General features: G+C 42.3%; 21 protein-coding genes. 20 read left to right on the top strand and 1 reads right to left on the bottom strand.

What is annotated here, in order from left to right; translation table 11 throughout:
• The first annotated feature begins 18 nt into the window (after positions 1–18).
• From QUF07_RS06255 to recN, 9 genes are all read left to right on the top strand, one after another.
• Positions 19–459: an Asp23/Gls24 family envelope stress response protein gene (locus tag QUF07_RS06255; protein ID WP_054746666.1), complete on the top strand. Its 441-nt coding sequence runs from the start codon at positions 19–21 to the stop codon at positions 457–459.
• Positions 459–872, top strand: coding sequence for a transcription antitermination factor NusB (gene nusB, locus QUF07_RS06250; protein WP_217162892.1), 414 nt, complete (start codon positions 459–461; stop codon positions 870–872). The genes QUF07_RS06255 and nusB overlap by 1 nt, the downstream gene beginning before the upstream one ends.
• A 73-nt stretch (positions 873–945) precedes the next feature.
• A complete protein-coding gene (locus QUF07_RS06245; protein WP_289427009.1) occupies positions 946–1,812 on the top strand; it encodes a bifunctional 5,10-methylenetetrahydrofolate dehydrogenase/5,10-methenyltetrahydrofolate cyclohydrolase in 867 nt (288 codons plus the stop codon).
• Positions 1,802–3,169, top strand: a complete 1,368-nt coding sequence (xseA, locus tag QUF07_RS06240; protein WP_217341686.1) for an exodeoxyribonuclease VII large subunit — start codon at positions 1,802–1,804, stop codon at positions 3,167–3,169. The genes QUF07_RS06245 and xseA overlap by 11 nt, the downstream gene beginning before the upstream one ends.
• Positions 3,162–3,437, top strand: coding sequence for an exodeoxyribonuclease VII small subunit (locus QUF07_RS06235; protein WP_217162898.1), 276 nt, complete (start codon positions 3,162–3,164; stop codon positions 3,435–3,437). The genes xseA and QUF07_RS06235 overlap by 8 nt, the downstream gene beginning before the upstream one ends.
• A complete protein-coding gene (locus QUF07_RS06230) occupies positions 3,421–4,314 on the top strand; it encodes a polyprenyl synthetase family protein (protein WP_217162900.1) in 894 nt (297 codons plus the stop codon). The genes QUF07_RS06235 and QUF07_RS06230 overlap by 17 nt, the downstream gene beginning before the upstream one ends.
• A complete protein-coding gene (locus QUF07_RS06225) occupies positions 4,314–5,126 on the top strand; it encodes a TlyA family RNA methyltransferase (protein WP_289427008.1) in 813 nt (270 codons plus the stop codon). Before QUF07_RS06230 ends, QUF07_RS06225 begins: the two co-directional genes overlap by 1 nt.
• Before the next feature lie 38 nt (positions 5,127–5,164).
• The gene (gene argR / locus QUF07_RS06220) at positions 5,165–5,623 is read left to right on the top strand and encodes an arginine repressor (protein WP_056982683.1); all 459 of its coding nucleotides are present in this window, start codon (positions 5,165–5,167) and stop codon (positions 5,621–5,623) included.
• Between the two features lie 22 nt (positions 5,624–5,645).
• Positions 5,646–7,343, top strand: coding sequence for a DNA repair protein RecN (gene recN, locus QUF07_RS06215; RefSeq protein WP_217162903.1), 1,698 nt, complete (start codon positions 5,646–5,648; stop codon positions 7,341–7,343).
• 81 nt (positions 7,344–7,424) lie between these two features.
• On the opposite strand, the gene QUF07_RS06210 is transcribed toward recN, so the two are convergent.
• On the bottom strand, positions 7,425–7,730 hold the full coding sequence (locus QUF07_RS06210) for a hypothetical protein (RefSeq protein WP_217162904.1): 306 nt from the start codon (positions 7,728–7,730) through the stop codon (positions 7,425–7,427).
• 173 nt (positions 7,731–7,903) lie between these two features.
• On the opposite strand from QUF07_RS06210, the gene gmk reads away from it, so the two are divergent.
• From gmk to QUF07_RS06155, 11 genes are all read left to right on the top strand, one after another.
• Complete coding sequence (gmk, locus tag QUF07_RS06205) at positions 7,904–8,518, top strand: guanylate kinase (RefSeq protein WP_217162905.1); 615 nt, start codon at positions 7,904–7,906, stop codon at positions 8,516–8,518.
• 2 nt (positions 8,519–8,520) lie between these two features.
• On the top strand, positions 8,521–8,733 hold the full coding sequence (gene rpoZ, locus QUF07_RS06200; protein WP_008856842.1) for a DNA-directed RNA polymerase subunit omega: 213 nt from the start codon (positions 8,521–8,523) through the stop codon (positions 8,731–8,733).
• A gap of 256 nt (positions 8,734–8,989) precedes the next feature.
• Positions 8,990–10,204 (top strand): bifunctional phosphopantothenoylcysteine decarboxylase/phosphopantothenate--cysteine ligase CoaBC, encoded by a 1,215-nt coding sequence (coaBC, locus tag QUF07_RS06195; RefSeq protein WP_289427007.1) that lies wholly within the window; start codon positions 8,990–8,992, stop codon positions 10,202–10,204.
• 30 nt (positions 10,205–10,234) lie between these two features.
• The gene (gene priA / locus QUF07_RS06190) at positions 10,235–12,634 is read left to right on the top strand and encodes a primosomal protein N' (RefSeq protein ID WP_217162907.1); all 2,400 of its coding nucleotides are present in this window, start codon (positions 10,235–10,237) and stop codon (positions 12,632–12,634) included.
• A gap of 18 nt (positions 12,635–12,652) precedes the next feature.
• Complete coding sequence (gene fmt / locus QUF07_RS06185; protein ID WP_289427006.1) at positions 12,653–13,597, top strand: methionyl-tRNA formyltransferase; 945 nt, start codon at positions 12,653–12,655, stop codon at positions 13,595–13,597.
• Entirely contained in the window at positions 13,598–14,935 is a 1,338-nt protein-coding gene (rsmB, locus tag QUF07_RS06180) for a 16S rRNA (cytosine(967)-C(5))-methyltransferase RsmB (protein WP_217162911.1), read from the top strand.
• Between the two features lie 14 nt (positions 14,936–14,949).
• On the top strand, positions 14,950–15,699 hold the full coding sequence (locus QUF07_RS06175; RefSeq protein WP_289427005.1) for a Stp1/IreP family PP2C-type Ser/Thr phosphatase: 750 nt from the start codon (positions 14,950–14,952) through the stop codon (positions 15,697–15,699).
• Positions 15,692–17,755 carry a Stk1 family PASTA domain-containing Ser/Thr kinase gene (gene pknB / locus QUF07_RS06170; RefSeq protein WP_289427004.1) on the top strand — a complete coding sequence of 688 codons (2,064 nt, stop codon included), beginning with the start codon at positions 15,692–15,694 and terminating at the stop codon, positions 17,753–17,755. The genes QUF07_RS06175 and pknB overlap by 8 nt, the downstream gene beginning before the upstream one ends.
• Positions 17,756–17,826: 71 nt before the next feature.
• Positions 17,827–18,717: a ribosome small subunit-dependent GTPase A gene (gene rsgA, locus QUF07_RS06165; RefSeq protein ID WP_217162917.1), complete on the top strand. Its 891-nt coding sequence runs from the start codon at positions 17,827–17,829 to the stop codon at positions 18,715–18,717.
• A gap of 11 nt (positions 18,718–18,728) precedes the next feature.
• Positions 18,729–19,382 (top strand): ribulose-phosphate 3-epimerase, encoded by a 654-nt coding sequence (gene rpe / locus QUF07_RS06160; RefSeq protein WP_289427003.1) that lies wholly within the window; start codon positions 18,729–18,731, stop codon positions 19,380–19,382.
• Positions 19,383–20,045: a thiamine diphosphokinase gene (locus QUF07_RS06155; RefSeq protein WP_217162921.1), complete on the top strand. Its 663-nt coding sequence runs from the start codon at positions 19,383–19,385 to the stop codon at positions 20,043–20,045. It begins immediately after the preceding gene.
• Positions 20,046–20,169: the final 124 nt, after the last annotated feature.

Genomic DNA, 20,169 nt, shown 5'->3' with positions numbered 1-20,169 from the left:
GAAAACGGAGGCTTTAATATGGCTGAAGATACGAATATTGCCCTTCATACCAACGATCCAGAGTTGGGAAAAATTGAAATTGCCCCTAACGTCCTTGAAATTATTGCCGGGGTTGCAACAACTCAAGTAGATGGCGTTAATCGGATGCAAGGTTCTCTGTCCAATAGCGTTAACGAGTTACTTGGCCGTCGCAAAGAGCATAGTAAAGGTGTTAAGTTAACTTACACTAACGAGGAACTCGCAGTCGACATTTACGTTTATTTGAATTATGGGGTTTCTGTCCCTAAGGTTGCCTTACAAATTCAAAGCCAAGTTGAACAACAATTGTATTTTATGACCGAATTAAAGGTTCATGAAGTCAACGTACACGTTCAAGGTGTTGTTCCTGAAAAGACCACCAGCACTGTTGACCCGAACGATCCTTTTGCTGCTGACGATGAAGAAGACGGTGAGAATTAGTGGAACTAACACGACATCATATTCGCGAGCTTGCATTTCAAACATTATTCGCGCTTAATACAAATGAACAAACCGATTGGAAAGATTTTTATCAAGTCCTGACTGATGGTCAATATGGTGATGAGTACCCAAGCTATCTTCATCAGCTCATCGCAGGCGTTTTAGAGCACAAGTCTGAAATCGATCAAATGATTGAAAAATATTTGATATCTGGTTGGTCACTCAATCGGATTGCCAAAACGGACTTGATTATTATTGAAATTGCTTTATATGAAATGATGTATGTTGATGATTTACCCGCAAAGGTTTCTATTAACGAAGCAATCGAACTCGCAAAAAAATACAGTGATGACCGTTCTCGTAAATTTGTTAACGGGATTTTGTCACATGCATTAGAAGAACTGGTAAAATAGATTTACGCAACTGTAAGTCTATTTTTTTGTACATACGACACTGGATGTTATTAAGAGAGGAAGAGATTTTTCGATGGCAACGATTATTGACGGTAAGGCACTTGCAAAGAAACTGAACCAACGTACCAGCAAACGGGTAGAAGAATTACAATCGCAGTTTGGGGTTACCACAGGGCTTGTCGTCGTCATTGTTGGAAATGATCCGGCAAGTGAACGTTATGTTCGTAATAAGAACCGAACAGCTAAACGATTGGGAATTAATTCAACCGTCAAACAATTACCGGCGGATACTTCAGAAGCAGACTTGTTAAAATTGATTGCAAATTACAATGCAGACCCCGCAGTTCACGGTATTTTAGTTCAAGATCCACTTCCTGACCAGATTAATGAAAAAGATATCACCCGCGCCATTTTACCTGAAAAGGATGTCGATGGCTTTCATCCAATCAATGTTGGGAAGTTATATTTGAATGATACAACCGAATTTCCAGTTTCTTGCACGCCTAAGGGCATCATGACGATGTTTGATGAATATCACATTTCATTAAAAGGGAAAAATGCAGTCATGATCGGACGAAGTGCCATTGTTGGCAAGCCAATGGCAGCCTTAATGTTAAATGCCGGTGCCAGTGTGTCGATTCTTCACAGGTTTACCAGGGACATTACTGAATACACAAAGAACGCAGACATCATCGTCTCAGCTACGGGTCATTTACATACCTTAACGAAAGATGCGGTTAGGGAAGGGGCAGTGGTTATCGACGTTGGTCAAAACATTAACGAAGCAGGTCATTTGGTTGGAGATACTGATTATGACGATCTCTTTGATAAGGTGAGTTATATTACCCCAGTTCCAGGCGGTGTGGGCCCAATGACCATTGCAACCCTCATGCAACAAAGTGTTGATTTAGCAGAATGGAGTAGTCAAAGTGGTAAATGATTCTGTCACTAGCGATTATTTGACCGTTAGTGCCTTAACTAAATATATTAAAAGAAAATTTGACGTTGATCCATACTTATCAAAAGTCTATCTAACGGGTGAAATCTCTAATTTTCGGTTGCGGCCAAATGCCCATCAATATTTTAGTTTGAAAGATGATCGTGCCAAGATTAGCGCCATTATGTTTAAGTCAGCTTTCAATAGAATCAAATTCACGCCTGAAGAAGGGATGAAGGTATTGGTGGTTGGTCACATTTCATTATATGAGCCAACCGGTAGTTATCAAATTTACGTTGACCGCATGGAACCTGACGGGGTTGGCCAACTCTACCAAGCTTATGAGCAACTAAAAAAGAAGCTTGCTGATGAAGGATTATTCGATTTACCCAAAAAGCCGTTAACAAAGTTTCCCAAGCAAATTGCAGTCGTGACTTCTCCCAGTGGTGCAGTGATCCGAGATATTATCACAACCGTTCGCAGGCGTTATCCAATTGCTCAAATCGTTTTGTTTCCAGCATTGGTTCAAGGAAATGAAGCCAGTGAGGATATCGTCAACCAAATTCATCGAGTGAACGGTCTCGGCAATTTTGATACGTTGATTGTTGGCCGTGGTGGCGGTTCAATCGAAGACCTCTGGCCATTTAACGAAGAAAATGTTGCCCGCGCAATCGTTGGGAGTCGGATCCCGGTTATTTCCTCTGTCGGACATGAAACCGATACCACAATTGCGGATTTAGTTGCAGACGTTAGGGCTGCAACGCCAACTGCTGCAGCGGAACTAGCCGTCCCTCGTTTGGATCAGGTTCTAGTGGATTTAAAGACAACCCAGAATCGAATCATTAACGCCACTTATCAGATTATCCAGCAAGAGAAATTACGATTGAAACGATTGCAAAAGTCAACCGTTTTCACCACTCCTCAGAGAATTTACGAAAGTTTCTCACAGCGACTGGATTTGCTGGTTCAACATTTGTATAATCAATCAGATAGGATTACGAGTAAACGGAAAGAAAAATTTGCCGATCTGAATATGAGATTACGGCTTGTGGCGCCAACGTACACAATTAAGGAACAACAGCAAAAACTGAGTGCACTTCAGCAACGATTAAAGCAATCCGCAATTCAAACGATTAAAAACAACCAGCAACAGTATCAGATGCTGGTAGCGTCACTAGACCATTTAAGCCCACTTAAAATTTTAAGTCGAGGCTATACATTTACAACCGATGAAAAAGATCAATTCATTAGTCAAGTTGCCCAACTTAACACAAAAGCAATTAAGGTCCACTTTAGTGATGGTATTGTTGAAGCAACTGTATCGAAAATAACCAAAAAGGAAGACAATCAAGATGGCTGATAAACCAGAACAGAATCAAACATTTGAACAAAAAATGGATCAGTTGGAAACCATTGTCAATCAGTTGGAACAGGGCAATGTTTCCCTTGAAGATTCGATGGAAAAGTTTAAAACTGGCATTAAATTAAGCGAACAACTCCAGGACACTTTAAGCAAGGCTGAACACACCATGGCTAAAATGATGGATAAAGATGGTAATGAAGTCTCCTTCGAAAGTCCAGATGACAGTGATAATCAAAAAGGTGATAGTAATGGCAACCAAGCTTAACATATTTCAATCTGAGTGGCTTCCAAAAATTAATCATTTTCTTGAAACTCAAATTCCAGCTGATACCGATGAAGAAACCCTCGCAGAAGCAATGGGCTATTCGGTTAACGCCGGTGGCAAACGGTTACGACCGCTTTTTACGCTGGCAGTGTTATCCATTTTCGACAAGCCGATCACACATGACGTTTTAAAATCCGTTTGTGCATTGGAATTAATGCATTCCTACTCATTAATTCATGATGACCTGCCTGCAATGGACAATGATGATCTACGCCGAGGCAAAGCAACCAATCACGTTGTCTACGGAGCAGGGATGGCCACACTTGCTGGCGATGGCTTACAAGCACTGGCTTTTCAATGGTTGGTTGACAATCAGTTGCCTGCAGAAGTTCATTCTGAGTTGACGCTTGAACTTGCCAAGGCGGCTGGTCCTGAAGGAATGGCTTCTGGTCAAGCTGACGATATTCATTTTGAAGGGACCAGACTATCACTGGCGGGACTTCAAAAATTAGATAGGCATAAAACGGGCGCATTGATTCGATACGCGATCAACGCTGGGCTAATTATTGGCGGCATTTCCCCTGACGATCGTTTTGATCTTTTGGCGTTCGCTGAATCATACGGGGCCGCCTTCCAAATTTACGATGATATTTTGGATGTCGTGGGCACAGAACAGCAAATTGGCAAACCAGTTCATCAGGATGCCAGCAAAAATACTTATCCTAATCTTTTGGGGCTGGCTGGCGCAAAGGCGGCGCTTAACCAAACGGTCAAAGATGCCCGCCAATCACTGACCATTGCCAGTAAAAAATTAGGGGTCGATACGACTCTTTTGGCTGAATTTTGTAACTATTTTGTACTTAAGGACGAACAGTAATGGAAAAACAACGAGTGGATGTTTTATTGGTAACACAAGGGTTATTTGATACCCGAGAAAAAGCCAAACGGGCGGTCATGGCCGGTGAAATTCTTGGTGACAATGAAGAACGGTTGGATAAACCGGGAACAAAAATTCCAGTTGATACTGAGTTACATTTAAAGGGTAAACCAATGCCTTATGTGAGTCGGGGCGGTTTGAAGCTGGCGAAAGCCTTGGATGTTTTCAACATTGATGTCAAGGGTTTGACCGTTCTGGATATTGGGTCTTCAACTGGTGGATTTACCGATGTGATGCTCCAAAACGGGGCTAAACTCAGCTATGCATTGGACGTTGGTAGTAATCAATTGGTTTGGAAGCTGCGGGAGGACCCTCGGGTTGTTGTAATGGAGCACACAAACTTTCGTTACAGTAAACCGGCCGATTTTACCCATGGCCAGCCCCAGTTTGCTTCAATCGACGTTTCTTTCATTTCACTAGAGTTAATTCTCCCCGTCTTAAAAACGATTCTGGTACCAAACGGTCAAGTCGTTGCGCTTATTAAGCCTCAGTTTGAGGCTGGTAAAAGTAATGTTGGCAAGCATGGAATTGTCCGTGACCCAACTGTCCATAAAATGGTCCTGAAAAAGATCCTTAACTTTGCAGTTGCCACAGGCTACTCAGTCGAACATTTGGACTTTTCACCAATTAAGGGTGGCGCTGGTAATATTGAATTTTTAGTCGCACTAAGATCTGTCGAAAATCCCATCATGGCGGATAATGTTTCAATTGAAAAAGTGATTGAAAACGCTTATTCTGAATTAAAGGGATAAAAATCCATCCCTTTAACAGATTTTCCGGGGGTGAAGGTATGCGCAAAAAAGAACGTCAAAGATTAATTAAACAGTTATTAACAAGCAATAATATTCAGCGGCAGGAAGATTTTGTCACCTTGCTGGAAAAGCAGGGCGTCAAAGTGACCCAAGCAACAGTGTCCCGGGACATTAAAGATATGCAGTTGGTAAAGGTTCCCTCAGTGACTGGCGGATATCGATACAGCCTGCCAACTCAAAAGAATATTGATACTGAGAAAAAATTAGTTCAAACAATCCGAGATTCATTTGTTTCAGTCGATTCCCAGGACAAGTTTGTCTTTTTAAAGGTCTTACCCGGTAGTGGACCAATTATTTCCAGCCTGATGTACCAAATGAACTACAGCGAGATTTTTGGAACAATTGGTGATGATAATACTGTTCTTATTATTTGCAAGACAGAAGCGGATACGCTCAGTTTCCGTAATCAAATTAACAATATGCTCAGTACTGAATAACAATCATTGAAAGGGTTAATTTATGTTACTTGAACTATCAATTACTGATTTTGCGATCATTGAATATTTAGACATTGAATTTCAAGCAGGCATGACGGTGTTAACTGGCGAAACCGGTGCCGGCAAATCGATTATTATTGATGCGGTCGGGCTACTGGTTGGTGGCCGTGGTTCCCACGATTTGATTCGAACCGGCGCGAAAAAGTCGGTCATTCAGGGTAACTTCATCCTCCATAATGACAATCCTACATATGCTGTTTTAGATGACCTTGGGATTGATCACAGCGATGGTAACGTGATTATTGAACGCGAAATTTTTGCAAACGGGCGCAATAGTTGTCGGGTGAATGGGATTATGGTCAATATTGCATCGTTGAAACGAATTGGCGAAACCATTGTCGACATTCAAGGACAAAACGAACACCAGGAATTAATGAAGCCGGAACGGCATATTCAATTACTAGACGATTTTGCGGAAGACGAATTGCAATCAGTTTTAAGTTCTTATCAAGAAAAGTATGACAAATTCATCAAACTTCGAGCACTCAACGAGAAAAAACATCAAAATGAAAAACAGTGGGCCCAACGGGTAGACATGCTTAAATTCCAAATTAAAGAGATTGAGGCCGCTGACTTACATGAAAATGAAGATACCGAGCTAACGGCTGAACGCGATCATCTTAACAATTTTCAAAAAATTCATGATTCCTTATTGAGCAGCTATGAAGGAATCAACGGTGACGATTCGGGACCTTTGGATTCAATTGGATCAGCAATGAGTTCAATGCAAGAAATTGAAGACCTAGATCCAGACTACAAGCAAATTTCTGACAATTTATCCGGGGCGTTTTTTACACTTCAAGATGTTGCCAGTCAAATTTCCGATCAGTTAAGCAGCTTAGAGTTTGATCAGGATCGACTTGATCAAGTTGAACAGCGGTTAAATACGATTTACCAGTTGAAACATAAGTACGGTGATTCTGTCGATCAAATTCTGAAATACCTGAAAAAAATTCAAAAAGAATTAGCGGATATGTCTGGAACGGTCAGTGAAGATCAAGATCTTGACGAGCAATTAACCACGATCAAAGCATCCTTGATCAAAGATGCCAAAAAAATCAGTGACATCCGGCGCAAGTCTGCTAAGGAATTGGAAAATGCGGTTCATCATCAATTAGCGGATTTATACATGGATAAGGCTGTTTTTGAAGTAAACATCAAGCAAAATACCGCACTTAACCGGCTGGGTGCTGACCGGGTTGAATTTTATATTCAAACCAATCCGGGAGAAAAAATGTTACCCTTGGTTAAATCAGCTTCTGGTGGGGAACTGTCTCGTATTATGTTGGCATTAAAAACGATGTTTGCAAGGGCTGCCGGGGTCACCTCGATCATTTTTGATGAAGTAGATACAGGTGTCTCTGGTCGGGTCGCTCAGGCAATTGGTAATAAAATTTATACGATTTCAACCAAGTCCCAGGTGTTATGTATTACACATCTCCCACAAGTTGCCGCAATGAGTGATCATCACTATTTTATTGAAAAAAAAGTAACCGACAACCGAACCACTACGACGATTACCGAACTGACTGCCAAACAGAGTGTGAAGGAAATTTCCCGGATGTTGGCTGGAACGGCTGTTACCAAATTAACTAAGGAACATGCTCAGGAACTCCTGAATTTGGCAGACGAGGAAAAGGTTAAAATTAGTCAGGATTAAACTTTGTTGTTTTGGAGATTGAAAAAGGAGCGACCACATTTAATTGGCCGCTCCTAGTGTTTATGTGCTTGAGTTGTTCATCTAAAACTTTTTGATTGCTTGGATTTCATTGATCGAGAAAATTCGCGTAAAATGATTGTCAGCCGATGTGATTAAAAGGCGACGGTCACTAATCTTTGAAAGATAGCCAGCTGAATCGGGCGTATGATCGTTAAATTGGACGATAATTGGGAACTTTTGACTTAAAGCTTTATCAATGTAGACGTCTAATTGAAAGGTTGGCATTTGTTTGACCTGGGTATTATCTGTTACGAGATCAAAGAAACGATTGTAATTGTTTTTAACAGATTTAGTGATTTCCGATAAATAGGATTGTTTGTTTTGCATTTTGTTCACCCCGAACGTTTGTTTGTAGTTTCATTATACGAACAACTGTTCGAAATTGCAAGACCAAATTTAAAATATGAAGTAGAATTAGATTAACCGGTAATAATACTTGTCAAATCAAGGAAAAAGGGCGATAATTATCGGTACTATAAATAATTGAAGGGATTTTTTCAATGGCTAAAAGAGGAATGTTGATTGTTTTGTCAGGTCCATCAGGAGTTGGTAAGGGAACAGTCAGAAAAGCGCTGTTTGAAGAACCAGATGTTGATTTTGAATACTCAACGTCGATGACGACCAGGGAGCCCCGCCCTGGTGAAAAGAATGGTGTCGACTATTATTTTGTTTCGAAAGAACAGTTTGAGAAGAACATTCAAGATGGTGAGATGCTTGAATACGCAAAATACGTTGACAATTACTACGGAACGCCATTAAAATATGTTAATGAAACGTTGAATTCCGGTAAAGATGTCTTTTTGGAGATTGAAGTGAACGGTGCCATGCAGATTCGGGCCAATTGTCCTGATGCAGTATTTGTGTTCTTAACCCCACCAGACCTTATGGAATTAAAGCACCGTTTAATTGGTAGAGGGACTGACGAAATGGACGTGATCAACCGTCGAATTAAAAAAGCCGTTGGTGAAATCAGCATGATGCGAAACTATGATTATGCGGTTTTGAACGACAAAGTTCCTTATGCCGTTGATCGAATTAAATCAATTATCAGAAGTGAACGATTAAAAGTTGCTCGGGTGATGCCCGATTATGAATCAATGTTAGGAGAAGATTAATTATGTTACTTTACCCATCAGTTGATAAGTTGTTGGATCAAATTGATTCACGTTATTCTTTGATTATGCTTGCCAGCAAGCGTGCCCATGAATTGGACGCAGGCGCCAAACCATTATTAGATAGCTATAAATCACAAAAGTCCGATGGTAAGGCATTAGAAGAAATTGCTGCCGGTGTGCTAAAAATTGATCCAAAAGAAAAAGATTTTAACTAATTAAGTTTAAGTAGGCGAAACTGGGATAAGGCGACTTAATTCCAGAATTTAGCGAAGAAGGACAATCATTTCAGGATCTTGGAATGGTTGTCCTTCTTCGTTAAATAATTAAGATCAGCAGACTTTAAGAAAAAGCCATCCTCTGACATTGCGCTTTGTTATTGGCATAGAGTTCTTGGATCGAAAGAGATTATTTTAATTACCAAGAAAATGTTTGGTACAATAAAGATTGAATAATGAAATGGCGGTGAATCGATTGTTAAAAAATAAAAACGTTGTGTTATTTGTGACTGGCAGTATTGCGGCATATAAATCCTTAACCCTAACTCGACTGCTTGTTAAAAGCGGCAATGATGTTCATGTTGTGATGAGTGAGGCCGCTCAACAATTTGTGACGCCATTCGCTTTTGAAACTTTGAGCAAAAATGCCGTTATGACCAGTGATTTTAGCGGTGATGATCCTAAAACAATTCCACACGTTCAACTTGCGGATGACGCTGATCTTGCTATTATTGCGCCTGCAACGGCAAACACCATTTCCAAGATGGCTAATGGAATTGCTGATAATGTCCTTACGGCAACGTTATTGGCAATGACCAGGCCAATTTTTGTTGTACCGACAATGAATACTCATATGTTGACTAACTTTGCCACCCAATTTAACTTACAGACTCTAATGGACCATGGAATTCACATCATGCAGCCAGCAGAAGGCTTTTTAGCTGAAGGTTATTCTGGCCGTGGCCGGATGCCAGAACCAACTGAAATTTTTGAATGGGTCGATCATACATATGATTCTCCGAGTCAACTATTAGCCGGCAGGCATATTGTTGTGACTGCCGGTGGGACCCAAGAACCATTGGATCCAGTTCGGTATTTAACAAACCGTTCTTCAGGGAAAATGGGGTATGAGATCGCCGAAGCAGCTCAAGTTGCTGGTGCCGACGTGACTTTAATTTCTGCAAATGCGGCGCTGCCGACGCCAACGAATGTCAAACTGGTTCGTGTCCAGACAGCCGCTGAATTGTTGACTTCAGTCCAACAGAATTTTGTAAGTGCCGATATTTTAATTATGGCTGCCGCGGTGGCCGATTATCGACCTAAAACAGTGGCAAACCAAAAGATTAAGAAAACGGCTAATAATGAAACCATGACCCTTCAGTTAGTCCGCAATCCTGATATTTTGAAGACAGTTGCTGCATCCAAAGAACCTAATCAGGTCATTGTCGGATTTGCCGCGGAGACAAATGACTTGCTGGCAAACGCAGCTAAAAAGATTGCGGCTAAAAAGTTGGATTTGATTGTCGCCAACGATGTTTCCAATCACCAAATTGGCTTCAATTCCGAAAATAATCAGGTCACTTTTTTATTTGCAAACGGTGAAAAAACTAAGACTGCCCTTGAAAGCAAGCATGCCGTCGCAAATGAACTGATTACGATTCTTGCAAAAAAATTCTCGTTTAATGAATAAACTCGACATCATGAAAGGAGCGGCCTAACCTTGCAGATTGCACAGGTCATCGTTGATATCCCAACTCGCCAAACCAATAATCCATACAGCTATCTGATTCCTGACTACCTGACTGACCAGGTTGTTCCTGGAATGCGAGTGGCGGTTTCTTTTGGCAACCGAAGAATCACTGGCTTTGTGGTGGCTATCACAGACAAAGCGGCATTTGACGGTAAATTAAAACCAATTGATTCGCTGATTGACTTGGCACCCGTGATTAACAAAGAGCTTCTTCAACTGGCAACTTGGATGGCTGACAAAACCTATTCGTTCAAAATCAGCTGTTTGCAAACCATGTTGCCCGGCGGCATGCGAACGAAGAATCAGAAACGGTTAATTGCAACCGAGAATTCAGTTGTAGCGGCTTATCCAGAAATATTCCATGGTCAGCATGAAATCGATTATAATCGTCAAAATTTGAATAACCAATCTGTCACAAAAGTGCTCGAACTAGAACATCAGGGAAAAATTCGGGTGGAATATAACTTGACCAAGCATGCGCGACCAATTATGGTGAAAGCTTACCAAGCAATGCTGGAGCCAGACCAAATCTCTGGTGAGCTGGCGGGTGTTCGAAAAAATGCGAATGGCCAAATTAAATTACTCGAGATCTTAAGGCAACACCCAGGTGAAACTTTTTTACAAAGTAAGCTAACAGCTGCTGGAGTGACAACTTCAGCCCTTAAAACGGGTGAACAAAAAGGCTGGGTAAAGGCCACGCTGAAGCGTCACGTTCGAAATCCGTTTTTAAGACCAGTTGCCCACACGAACCCTCTCCATTTAAATGCTGATCAGCAAAAAGCTGTCGACCAAATTAATATTGATGTGAGTGATCAAAAAAATGACGTCTTCTTGTTGGAAGGGGTAACTGGCTCCGGCAAAACCGAAGTATATCTCCAATCGATTGCCCATGCTCTTGAAACCGGGCGAACAGCATTGATGTTAGTGCCCGAAATCACTTTAACGCCACAAATTGTTGGGCGAATTCGTAGCCGATTTGGTGATCAGGTTGCCATGCTCCATAGCGCGCTATCAAATGGTGAGCGCTACGATGAATGGCAGCGGATCAATTCCGGTCAAGCCAAAGTGGTTGTCGGCGTGCGGTCAGCAGTTTTTGCGCCCTTAGACAATATTGGTTTGATCATTATCGATGAAGAACACGACAGTAGTTACAAGCAGGCTGATAATCCCCGCTATCAGACGCGTGACGTTGCCAAGTGGCGGGCTGCTTACAACCATTGCCCAGTCGTGCTGGGAAGCGCCACACCATCATTAGAGTCACGGGCGCGGGCAATGAAGGGGGTCTATCGATTTTTGACTCTCCCTGAACGAATTAACCACCATGCTTTGCCCCATGTTTCGATTGTCGATATGAAAACCGAAATGGCACAACATCAAAGCATCCTATCGAACCAACTTGCCAACGCAATTTCTGACCGGCTTGAAAAGCATGAACAAATCATTCTGTTGTTAAATCGGCGTGGATACTCGTCGTTTTTAATGTGTCGAGATTGCGGTTATGTTCCCAAGTGCCCCAATTGCGATATTTCATTGACGGTTCACAAAGACACTCATACTCTAAATTGCCATTATTGTGGCCATAAGGAACCGATTCCATCCGTTTGTCCACAATGTCACAGTAAACGAATTCGGTTTCATGGGGTTGGCAGCCAACAATTAGAAGAACAGGTGAGAAATCAGTTTCCAACTGCCCGGGTGCTACGTATGGATGTCGATACCACCAGGCGAAAGGGGTCGCACGAAGCCATTATTGGCAAGTTTGGGGCTCACAAGGCTGATATTTTGCTTGGCACTCAGATGATTGCAAAGGGGCTGGATTTCCCCGAAGTCACTTTGGTAGGCGTACTGAATGCCGATTCTGCGCTTCAGTTTCCAGATTTTCGTTCCAGTGAACGGACCTTCCAACTTCTCACCCAGGTTTCCGGTCGATCGGGGCGTGCTGATAAAGTTGGAGGGGTCATTATTCAGACGTTTAATCCGGATCATTACGCCATTCAATTGGCTAAAACTCAGGATTATGAACGATTTTATGCGACTGAAATGCACGTTCGCCATGACGGCAAATACCCACCGTACTATTACACCATTAAATTGACGGGTAATTCACCCAGTGAAAATCAAACGGCTTCAGAAATGTTTGGCATTCTGACCTTTTTGAAGGATAATTTATCTAAGCAGGCGATTATCCTCGGACCAACGCCTAAGGCCATTACTCGGATTAACAATCAATATTATTATCAAATCATCATTAAGTATCGAAAAGAACCCAATTTAAAAAAGACTTTGGATCAAATTTTAGTTGATTCACAGAAAAAGCAACGTCATGGGTTACAGATTGCAATTGATAATGAACCACTCGATTTTATGTAATGAAAGGAAACGATTAATTTGACAACCATAGTATTTATGGGGACCCCAGAATTTGCTGTTCCAGTTCTGCAGGGGCTCGTTGACAACGATTATGATGTTGTAGCAGCAGTCACTCAGCCGGATCGGCCGGTTGGAAGAAAACATAAGATTCAACAAACGCCCGTCAAAAAGCTGGCTGTGAGTCTCAAGATCCCCGTTTTTCAACCAGCTAAATTAAGCGGCAGCGCAGAAATGCAGCGGGTCATCGATCTGCATCCTGATTTCATCGTCACCGCCGCATATGGCCAATTCTTACCAACTAAGATGTTAAATGCCGTCAAAATTGCCGCTGTCAACGTTCATGGTTCGTTATTACCCAAGTATCGCGGTGGTGCACCGGTACAATACGCGATCATGAATGGTGATAAAGAAACCGGCATCAGTTTAATTTACATGGTCAAAAAAATGGATGCTGGCGATATCTTGGCACAAAAAGCCATCCCGATAGAAGATGATGACGATACCGAATCTATGTTTCACAAGCTAAGCATCGTTGGCCGAGGCGTGCTCTTACAAACCTTACCAAAAATTATCTCCGGAGATATCCAAGCGACGCCTCAAGATGCTGACAAGGTTGTTTTTTCGCCTAACATTAAGCCAGAGGAAGAAGAACTCGATTTTAATCAGTCTGCCTTTTTAGTGGACGCCAAAGTTCGAGCTCTACGACCAGATCCGGGAGCCTATGCAATGTTAAATGGCAAACGGGTCAAGATTTGGCAAACCGCTGTCGTCGACGATTCAACGACCGCAGTTCCTGGAACGGTTGTCAAAAAGGATAAACATGATTTATACTTAGCAGCTGGCAATGGCAGTGTTCTTTCCTTATTGGAAGTTCAGCCTGCCGGTAAACCCAAACAAGCAATTACAGACTATTTAAATGGAAGCGGCCAATCGTTAAAAGTTGGTCAACAGGTGATTAAATAAATGAAATACAAAACGAACAATCCGCGTCAACTTGCAGTTGAAACCTTAGTGAGAACCAGTACGGGGTCATATTCCAACTTACAAATTAATGCGGTGATTCAGTCAACTTCAATGAAGCCGGAAGACAAAGCATTGTTTACCAATATCGTCTATGGGGTCATCCAACATCGGCTCACGCTCCAATACAAGCTTAGCCCATTCATTCGCGAGCCTCAAAATACAGAGAATTGGGTCAAAGAATTATTGTACACGGCAATGTATCAACTTGAATATCTAGACCGCGTTCCCAAACGGGCCATTTTTGATGAAACCATCAAGATTGCCAAATCGATGGGCCACGATGGGACAAGGCGGTTCGTGACTGGAATCCTACATCAAATGGATCGTAAGGGGACTCCTGAAGTTGATGCCATCAAAGATGTAACTGAGCGCTTATCGATTGCCTACAGTGTGCCAACCTGGTTAGTCACAATGTTACAAGATCAACTTGGAAAGCCAAAAGCCAAGGCAATTTTGCAATCACTGAACATGGCTCCCAAACAATCGGTTCGCTTCAATTCAACCAAGACGACAAAGGCTGATTTGATGACCGAACTCAATGCCGACGGCTATGATGTTGAAGATAGTGAGGTTGCCAGTGAAGGAATCATCGTTAAAAGTGGCCAGATTGTTCACAGTTCATTTTTCAAAGATGGTTTATTGACCATTCAGGATGAAAGCGCCATGTTGCCGGTGGAATCGATGAAGATTGCCGCTGATGATACTATTTTGGATGCCTGCAGTGCTCCGGGTGGGAAAACGACCCAAATTGCCAGTAGATTGGACGGTGGGAAAGTCTTCGCCCTCGATATCCACAAGAATAAACTAAAGACGGTGTTACGTAATGCGACCCGGCTGGGAGTTGAAAAACAAATTGAGACCTTTGAATTGGATGCCCGAAAAGTTGATCAAAAGTTTAACGATGGCCTATTCGACCAGATCTTAGTTGATGCACCTTGTTCGGGGCTTGGATTATTACGGCGAAAACCAGAAATTCGTTATGATAAGACGCCTGAAGACATTGACCGACTCAGTACCATCCAGCTGCAAATTCTAAATGCCGTTGCCCCAAAGGTTAAAGCTGGTGGTATGATTACGTATAGCACTTGTACAATTGTTGACCAAGAAAATCAAGATGTCATTGATCAATTCATTGCAGCTCATCCAAATTTTGAGGTAGTCAAGACGCAAACTGCTTTGGATCTTGATCATAATCATGACGATCAAATGCTTAAAATCTATCCCGATGACTATGGTTCTGATGGCTTCTTTGTTAGTTCTTTAGTAAGGAAATCGTAACGGAGTTGATTTACATGCAAATTGCGTATCAATCGTCGACAGGTAAAGTTCGTGACAAGAACGAAGATGCCGTCGGCGCATTTTCAAACAAGAAGGGATTAGTCCTCGCCATCATCACTGATGGCATCGGTGGCAACAACGCTGGCGAAGTAGCTTCCCAGATGGTCGTGACTCAGTTTGGTGAGAGCTTTCAACAAACTGACATCGATAGTCTGGACGAGTTGGAAACCTGGTTTGAGAATAAATTAACTGAAGAAAATACGACAATTATTGAAGAATCAAATACGAATAGCCGGCTCCATGGGATGGGAACAACAATTGTTGCCGCTCTTATCGACGGTAAACAAGGTTTGATTGCCAATATTGGCGACAGTCGGGGCTATGTCTATTCAGATGGTCAATTAACCCAGATTACCGAAGATCATTCATATGTGAATGAGTTAGTTAAACATGGTGATTTGACCCCCGATCAAGCCAAAAACAATCCTTATAAAAATATCATTACAAAAAGCCTTGGTATCAACGATGATTCTGTTGCTGATTTTAAACCGCATACCGCATCCCCAAATGATCAGATTCTCCTCTGTACGGATGGGCTCACTAATATGGTCGATGATATCGATATTGAAAAAGTTCTAGCGATGGATGAAAGCTTACAGGATAAATGTGACCTGTTAGTATCCATTGCAAATCAAAACGGAGGTTTAGATAACATTACCGTTTTGATTGCTCAGTACGATTCGGAGGTGGAAACCGATGAATAAAGGGTACGTGTTAAATGGCCGTTATGAAATTATTGGCCGGCTTGGTGAAGGTGGTATGGCCGACGTTTACCTGGCCAAGGATCTCATTTTAAAACGGGAGGTCGCCGTTAAACTCTTGCGATTGGACTTTCGGGATAACCCACAAGCCAAGAAACGGTTCCAGCACGAAGCAATGGCGGCAACCCAACTGGATAATCCCCACATTGTTGGCATCTATGATGTTGATGAAGTTGAAGGAATGCAATATTTAGTCATGGAGTACATCGATGGTGAAGATCTTAAGAAGTACATTGGTGACCATTTTCCAATCCCATATGCTGAAGTGGTCAACATTATGGAACAGATTTGTTCCGCTGTTAGCGAAGCCCATCGCCACCACATCATTCATCGTGACCTCAAGCCGCAAAATATTTTAGTTGATAAAAATGGCTATATTAAAATTACCGATTTCGGGATTTCTCGGGCCGGCACCGAAGACACAATGACTCAAACCCGTTCAATTATTGGTTCCATTCATTACTTATCACCAGAGCAGATTAAGGGTCAGGTTGCAACCGAACAGTCAGATATCTATTCACTGGGAATCATTTTGTATGAACTGTTGACGGGAAAAGTACCGTTTACAGGGGATACGGCCGTGTCAATTGCAATTAAGCATTCTCAAGAAGCAATTCCATCCGTTCGTGACTTTGATCCAAGAATCCCCCAGGCGATGGAAAACGTTGTCTTACGAGCGACTGCAAAAGACCCAAACGACCGTTATGCAACCGTCGATCAGCTAGCTGACGACTTGAATACGTCACTTGATCGTTCCAGAGCCAATGAACCACGATTTGTTGTGCCCGAGAAAAAATCTGATTTGAACGAAGCAACCCGGGTCATGCCGTTTCCACCGCTCCAAGATCAGCCTGCCTCAGCTAATGATCAGGCTAGTCAACGAAGCGAACCAGCTAAACAAGCTTCAAAAGACCAGCCGCCCAAAAAATCGACGCCTAAAAAGAAAAAGCGCCATCGGCTGATTATCGCCACTATTTTAGGACTACTGGTGCTCCTGGTTGCTTTTGTCATGATTGTGACTGCCAACGGTCGAACAACTGTCCCGGTCATCACGGGTACAACCGAGGAAGAGGCATCCCAAAAGCTTCAGAATGCCGATCTTCAAGTAGGTAAAGTTAAGTACCACGGTAGTGATACCGTCGACCGCAATCGGGTAATTTCTTCTAATCCCAAGGAGAATACGAAGATTAAGAAAAACACCAAAGTTTCTCTCGTGGTAAGTTCTGGTCCCCGGAAAGTCCGCGTTGGTAATTACGTGGGCCAGAACTATAACTCAGTCAAAGACCGCCTCGAACGGGAAGGGTTTAAAATTCGCAAGCGTAATGCACCATCTGGAACATTCAAATCCGGTCGAATTTTACAACAAGACTTCAGGTCGGGGGCTAAGCTGAATCCGGCTAAGCACACTTTAACGTTTGTGGTTTCAACCGGGGTTAAGCAAATTACCCTTAAAGACCTGACTGGGATGACCAAGGCTCAGGTTGTGAGTTATGCCAACAAGGAAGAAATTAATCCAACCTTTGACTATGTCTATTCTGATGATCAGCCTAAGGGACGCGTTGTCCGCCAGTCTCCTGGAGCCGATGAAGTGATTCAGCAAGGTGGAAACGTTGCTGTTTGGTTATCCAGAGGATCGAAGAGCAGCAAACAGGATACTTTGAAGAGCTTTAACGTGCGGATCACGATTCCATACTTTGATGCCAATAGTGACGCTGAGAGCAGTTCTCAGCCATTAACTGGCAGCCCAAGTGCGGATACCCCGTCTGGTAGTTCGGACGATACCCAAACAACGAGTGGTAGTAGCGAAAATGTTGTGTTTATCTATCTAAAGGATCACGATCATGACTTTTCAACGATTTACAAACAGATGGTGATCACCAAAGATACCCCGGTGAACTTACCTTTTAAATTGACGAAGAATGAGGTTGGCCGTTACAAAGTTGTTCGTGATGGCAAAACAATTCTGCGTGATAACAACGTTACCCAAGATTCTCAATAATTAATTACTGCAAATTAAAGTTACTTCTCCTATAATGATAGGTGAAGTAATTTTTTTATCGAGGTGATGAATTGACAAAGGGAAAGATTTTTCAATCCCTGAGTGGATTTTACGATGTCCACTCTGAGGGGAAGGTATACCGGACACGTGCACGGGGGAATTTCCGAAAACGTAAGATTACGCCGTTAGTTGGCGACGACGTCGAATTTCAAATTGAAGATGGCGATAAGGGTTACATTTTGAGTATGTTACCAAGGAAGAACTCTTTGGTCCGGCCGCCAATCGCAAATATTGATCAGGCAATTGTCGCAACCGCCGCTGTCCAACCCGAATTTTCAAGCAATCTGTTGGATCGTCAATTGATTGCGTTAGAAATTAGCGGCATTACGCCAATTATTTATTTTACTAAGACGGATTTGTTAACTGACCAACAGCGGGCTCATCTAGAAACGATTGCTAAGGGGTATCGGGCCGTTCCCTATAAAGTCATCTTTCCGGAGCAGGCATTTGATCCATCATCATTAGATCAGCTGCGACAGCTATTTGCTGGTAAAGAAAATGTCATTATGGGGCAAACTGGTGCCGGAAAATCAACACTGCTCAATCATCTGGCACCGGACCTCCAGTTAAAGACCGGAGAAATTTCAGCTGCCCTTAATCGTGGAAAACACACAACTCGAAAAGTTGCGTTACTTCAAGTTAATGATGGCTTAATTGCTGACACACCTGGTTTTTCTTCATATGATACACTAGAAATTGATTACCGTGAATTAGCCAACTATTTCCCTGAATTTAAACGAGCCGCAGTGAAATGCCGATTTCGGGGATGTGTTCACGTTAATGAACCGGATTGTGAAGTGAAACGTCAAGTGAGTGCCAGGACAATCATGGAATCACGATATACAAATTACCTTCAGTTATATACGGATATCAAGAATCGTAAACCAATTTATAAAAAGTGAGGAAGTTAATAATGATTAAAGTAGCACCTTCAATTTTGAGCGCGGATTATGTGAATCTTCAACGAGACATCGAAATGGTGGATAAGGGTGGCGCAGAGCTCTTACATATTGATATTATGGATGGGGCCTTTGTGCCAGCATTGTCATATGGCCCTGGCTGGGTAAAAGCCATTCGTCCCATTACTGATATGACGTTGGATGTTCATATGATGGTTGAATCTCCAGAACGTTACGTCGAAGACTTTGCCGATGCAGGGGCTGATATTATTGGTGTTCACACTGAAGCCACTCCCCATATTCATCGGGCACTCCAGATGATTAAGAATAAAGGGGTTAAAGCAGAGGTTGTCATCAACCCAGGAACGCCAGTTAGCGCCATTACCCCTGTTCTTTATATGGTCGATCAAGTGCTTGTCATGACTGTTAACCCAGGCTTTGGTGGTCAAAAGTTCTTACCAGAAACGGTTAAGAAAATTGCTGAATTAAACGAAATCAAAAAGCAACAAAGCCTGAACTTCGACATTGAAATCGATGGTGGGGTAAACGACTCAACCGTTGTCGGTGCTTATCAAGCAGGTGCGACCGTTGCTGTTGCGGGTTCATATGTTTTTGATAACGATGACCCGGTTTCAAGAATTCAAGCTTTAAAGGACGCCACAAAATAAATGAAATTATTAAACTTACTGGTTGGCGGACCAATTGATTTGTGGCCACAACAAGTGAAAAACGGTGAGATAAAAGGAAACTGGATTGGCATCGATCGGGGAAACCTCCATCTCATCAAAATGGGCATTGATCCGTTAGTTGCGATTGGTGACTTTGATTCACTTCAACCGGAAGAATATCAATTAATGAAGGCTCATGTCAGCGATATTCGCCAATCGATTCCTGAAAAGGACGATACGGATACGCAATTGGGCCTAAAAGTCGCCATTGAGGAGCATCACGCCGACCGTCTGGATATATACGGTGCCACCGGCGGAAGATTAGACCATTTTTTGGCCAATCTGTGGATGGTCTTGGAACCCCGGTTCAAAAAATATGCACCAAAAATTAGAATGATCGACAAACAAAATACGATTACCTTTTTTCTGCCTGGGGAGTATACCATCACGAAAGAACCTGATAAGAAGTATTTGGCGTTCGTGGCCTTAACCCCAATGGATCACTTGACATTATTTGACGAAAAATATCAATTAGATGACTATCAAGTCAAACGGCCAATTTCACTGGCCAGCAATGAGTTTGTTGGTGACAAGGCTCGGTTTAAATTTGGCAGTGGCGTCATGTGTGTGATTCAGAGTAAAGATATTGATCGATTTAGCTAAAATCCAATTACCTATATGACCGAATATTTAAAGGGTCTCCAAACTGAAATGGCTCTTCGTCAACTGTTGTTGGTGAAACTAAATTCGAGTTCTAATCACTTTGTGATTAGGGCTCTTTTTGTTT

The organism is Lentilactobacillus sp. TOM.63 (assembly GCF_030361045.1).
Taxonomy (GTDB): Bacteria; Bacillota; Bacilli; order Lactobacillales; family Lactobacillaceae; genus Lentilactobacillus; species Lentilactobacillus dabitei.
Note: the sequence above shows the minus strand (reverse complement) of the source record. Positions and strands in the feature narration are given on the sequence as shown.

Bases quoted from the DNA above. Each gene is read 5' to 3' on its own strand.
- QUF07_RS06255 (WP_054746666.1), top strand. From the start codon at position 19: ATGGCTGAAGATACGAATATTGCCCTTCATACCAACGATCCAGAGTTG.
- QUF07_RS06245 (WP_289427009.1), top strand. From the start codon at position 946: ATGGCAACGATTATTGACGGTAAGGCACTTGCAAAGAAACTGAACCAA.
- QUF07_RS06235 (WP_217162898.1), top strand. From the start codon at position 3,162: ATGGCTGATAAACCAGAACAGAATCAAACATTTGAACAAAAAATGGAT.
- QUF07_RS06230 (WP_217162900.1), top strand. From the start codon at position 3,421: ATGGCAACCAAGCTTAACATATTTCAATCTGAGTGGCTTCCAAAAATT.
- QUF07_RS06225 (WP_289427008.1), top strand. From the start codon at position 4,314: ATGGAAAAACAACGAGTGGATGTTTTATTGGTAACACAAGGGTTATTT.
- argR (WP_056982683.1), top strand. From the start codon at position 5,165: ATGCGCAAAAAAGAACGTCAAAGATTAATTAAACAGTTATTAACAAGC.
- recN (WP_217162903.1), top strand. From the start codon at position 5,646: ATGTTACTTGAACTATCAATTACTGATTTTGCGATCATTGAATATTTA.
- QUF07_RS06210 (WP_217162904.1), bottom strand. From the start codon at position 7,730: ATGCAAAACAAACAATCCTATTTATCGGAAATCACTAAATCTGTTAAA.
- gmk (WP_217162905.1), top strand. From the start codon at position 7,904: ATGGCTAAAAGAGGAATGTTGATTGTTTTGTCAGGTCCATCAGGAGTT.
- rpoZ (WP_008856842.1), top strand. From the start codon at position 8,521: ATGTTACTTTACCCATCAGTTGATAAGTTGTTGGATCAAATTGATTCA.
- rsmB (WP_217162911.1), top strand. From the start codon at position 13,598: ATGAAATACAAAACGAACAATCCGCGTCAACTTGCAGTTGAAACCTTA.
- QUF07_RS06175 (WP_289427005.1), top strand. From the start codon at position 14,950: ATGCAAATTGCGTATCAATCGTCGACAGGTAAAGTTCGTGACAAGAAC.
- pknB (WP_289427004.1), top strand. From the start codon at position 15,692: ATGAATAAAGGGTACGTGTTAAATGGCCGTTATGAAATTATTGGCCGG.
- rpe (WP_289427003.1), top strand. From the start codon at position 18,729: ATGATTAAAGTAGCACCTTCAATTTTGAGCGCGGATTATGTGAATCTT.
- QUF07_RS06155 (WP_217162921.1), top strand. From the start codon at position 19,383: ATGAAATTATTAAACTTACTGGTTGGCGGACCAATTGATTTGTGGCCA.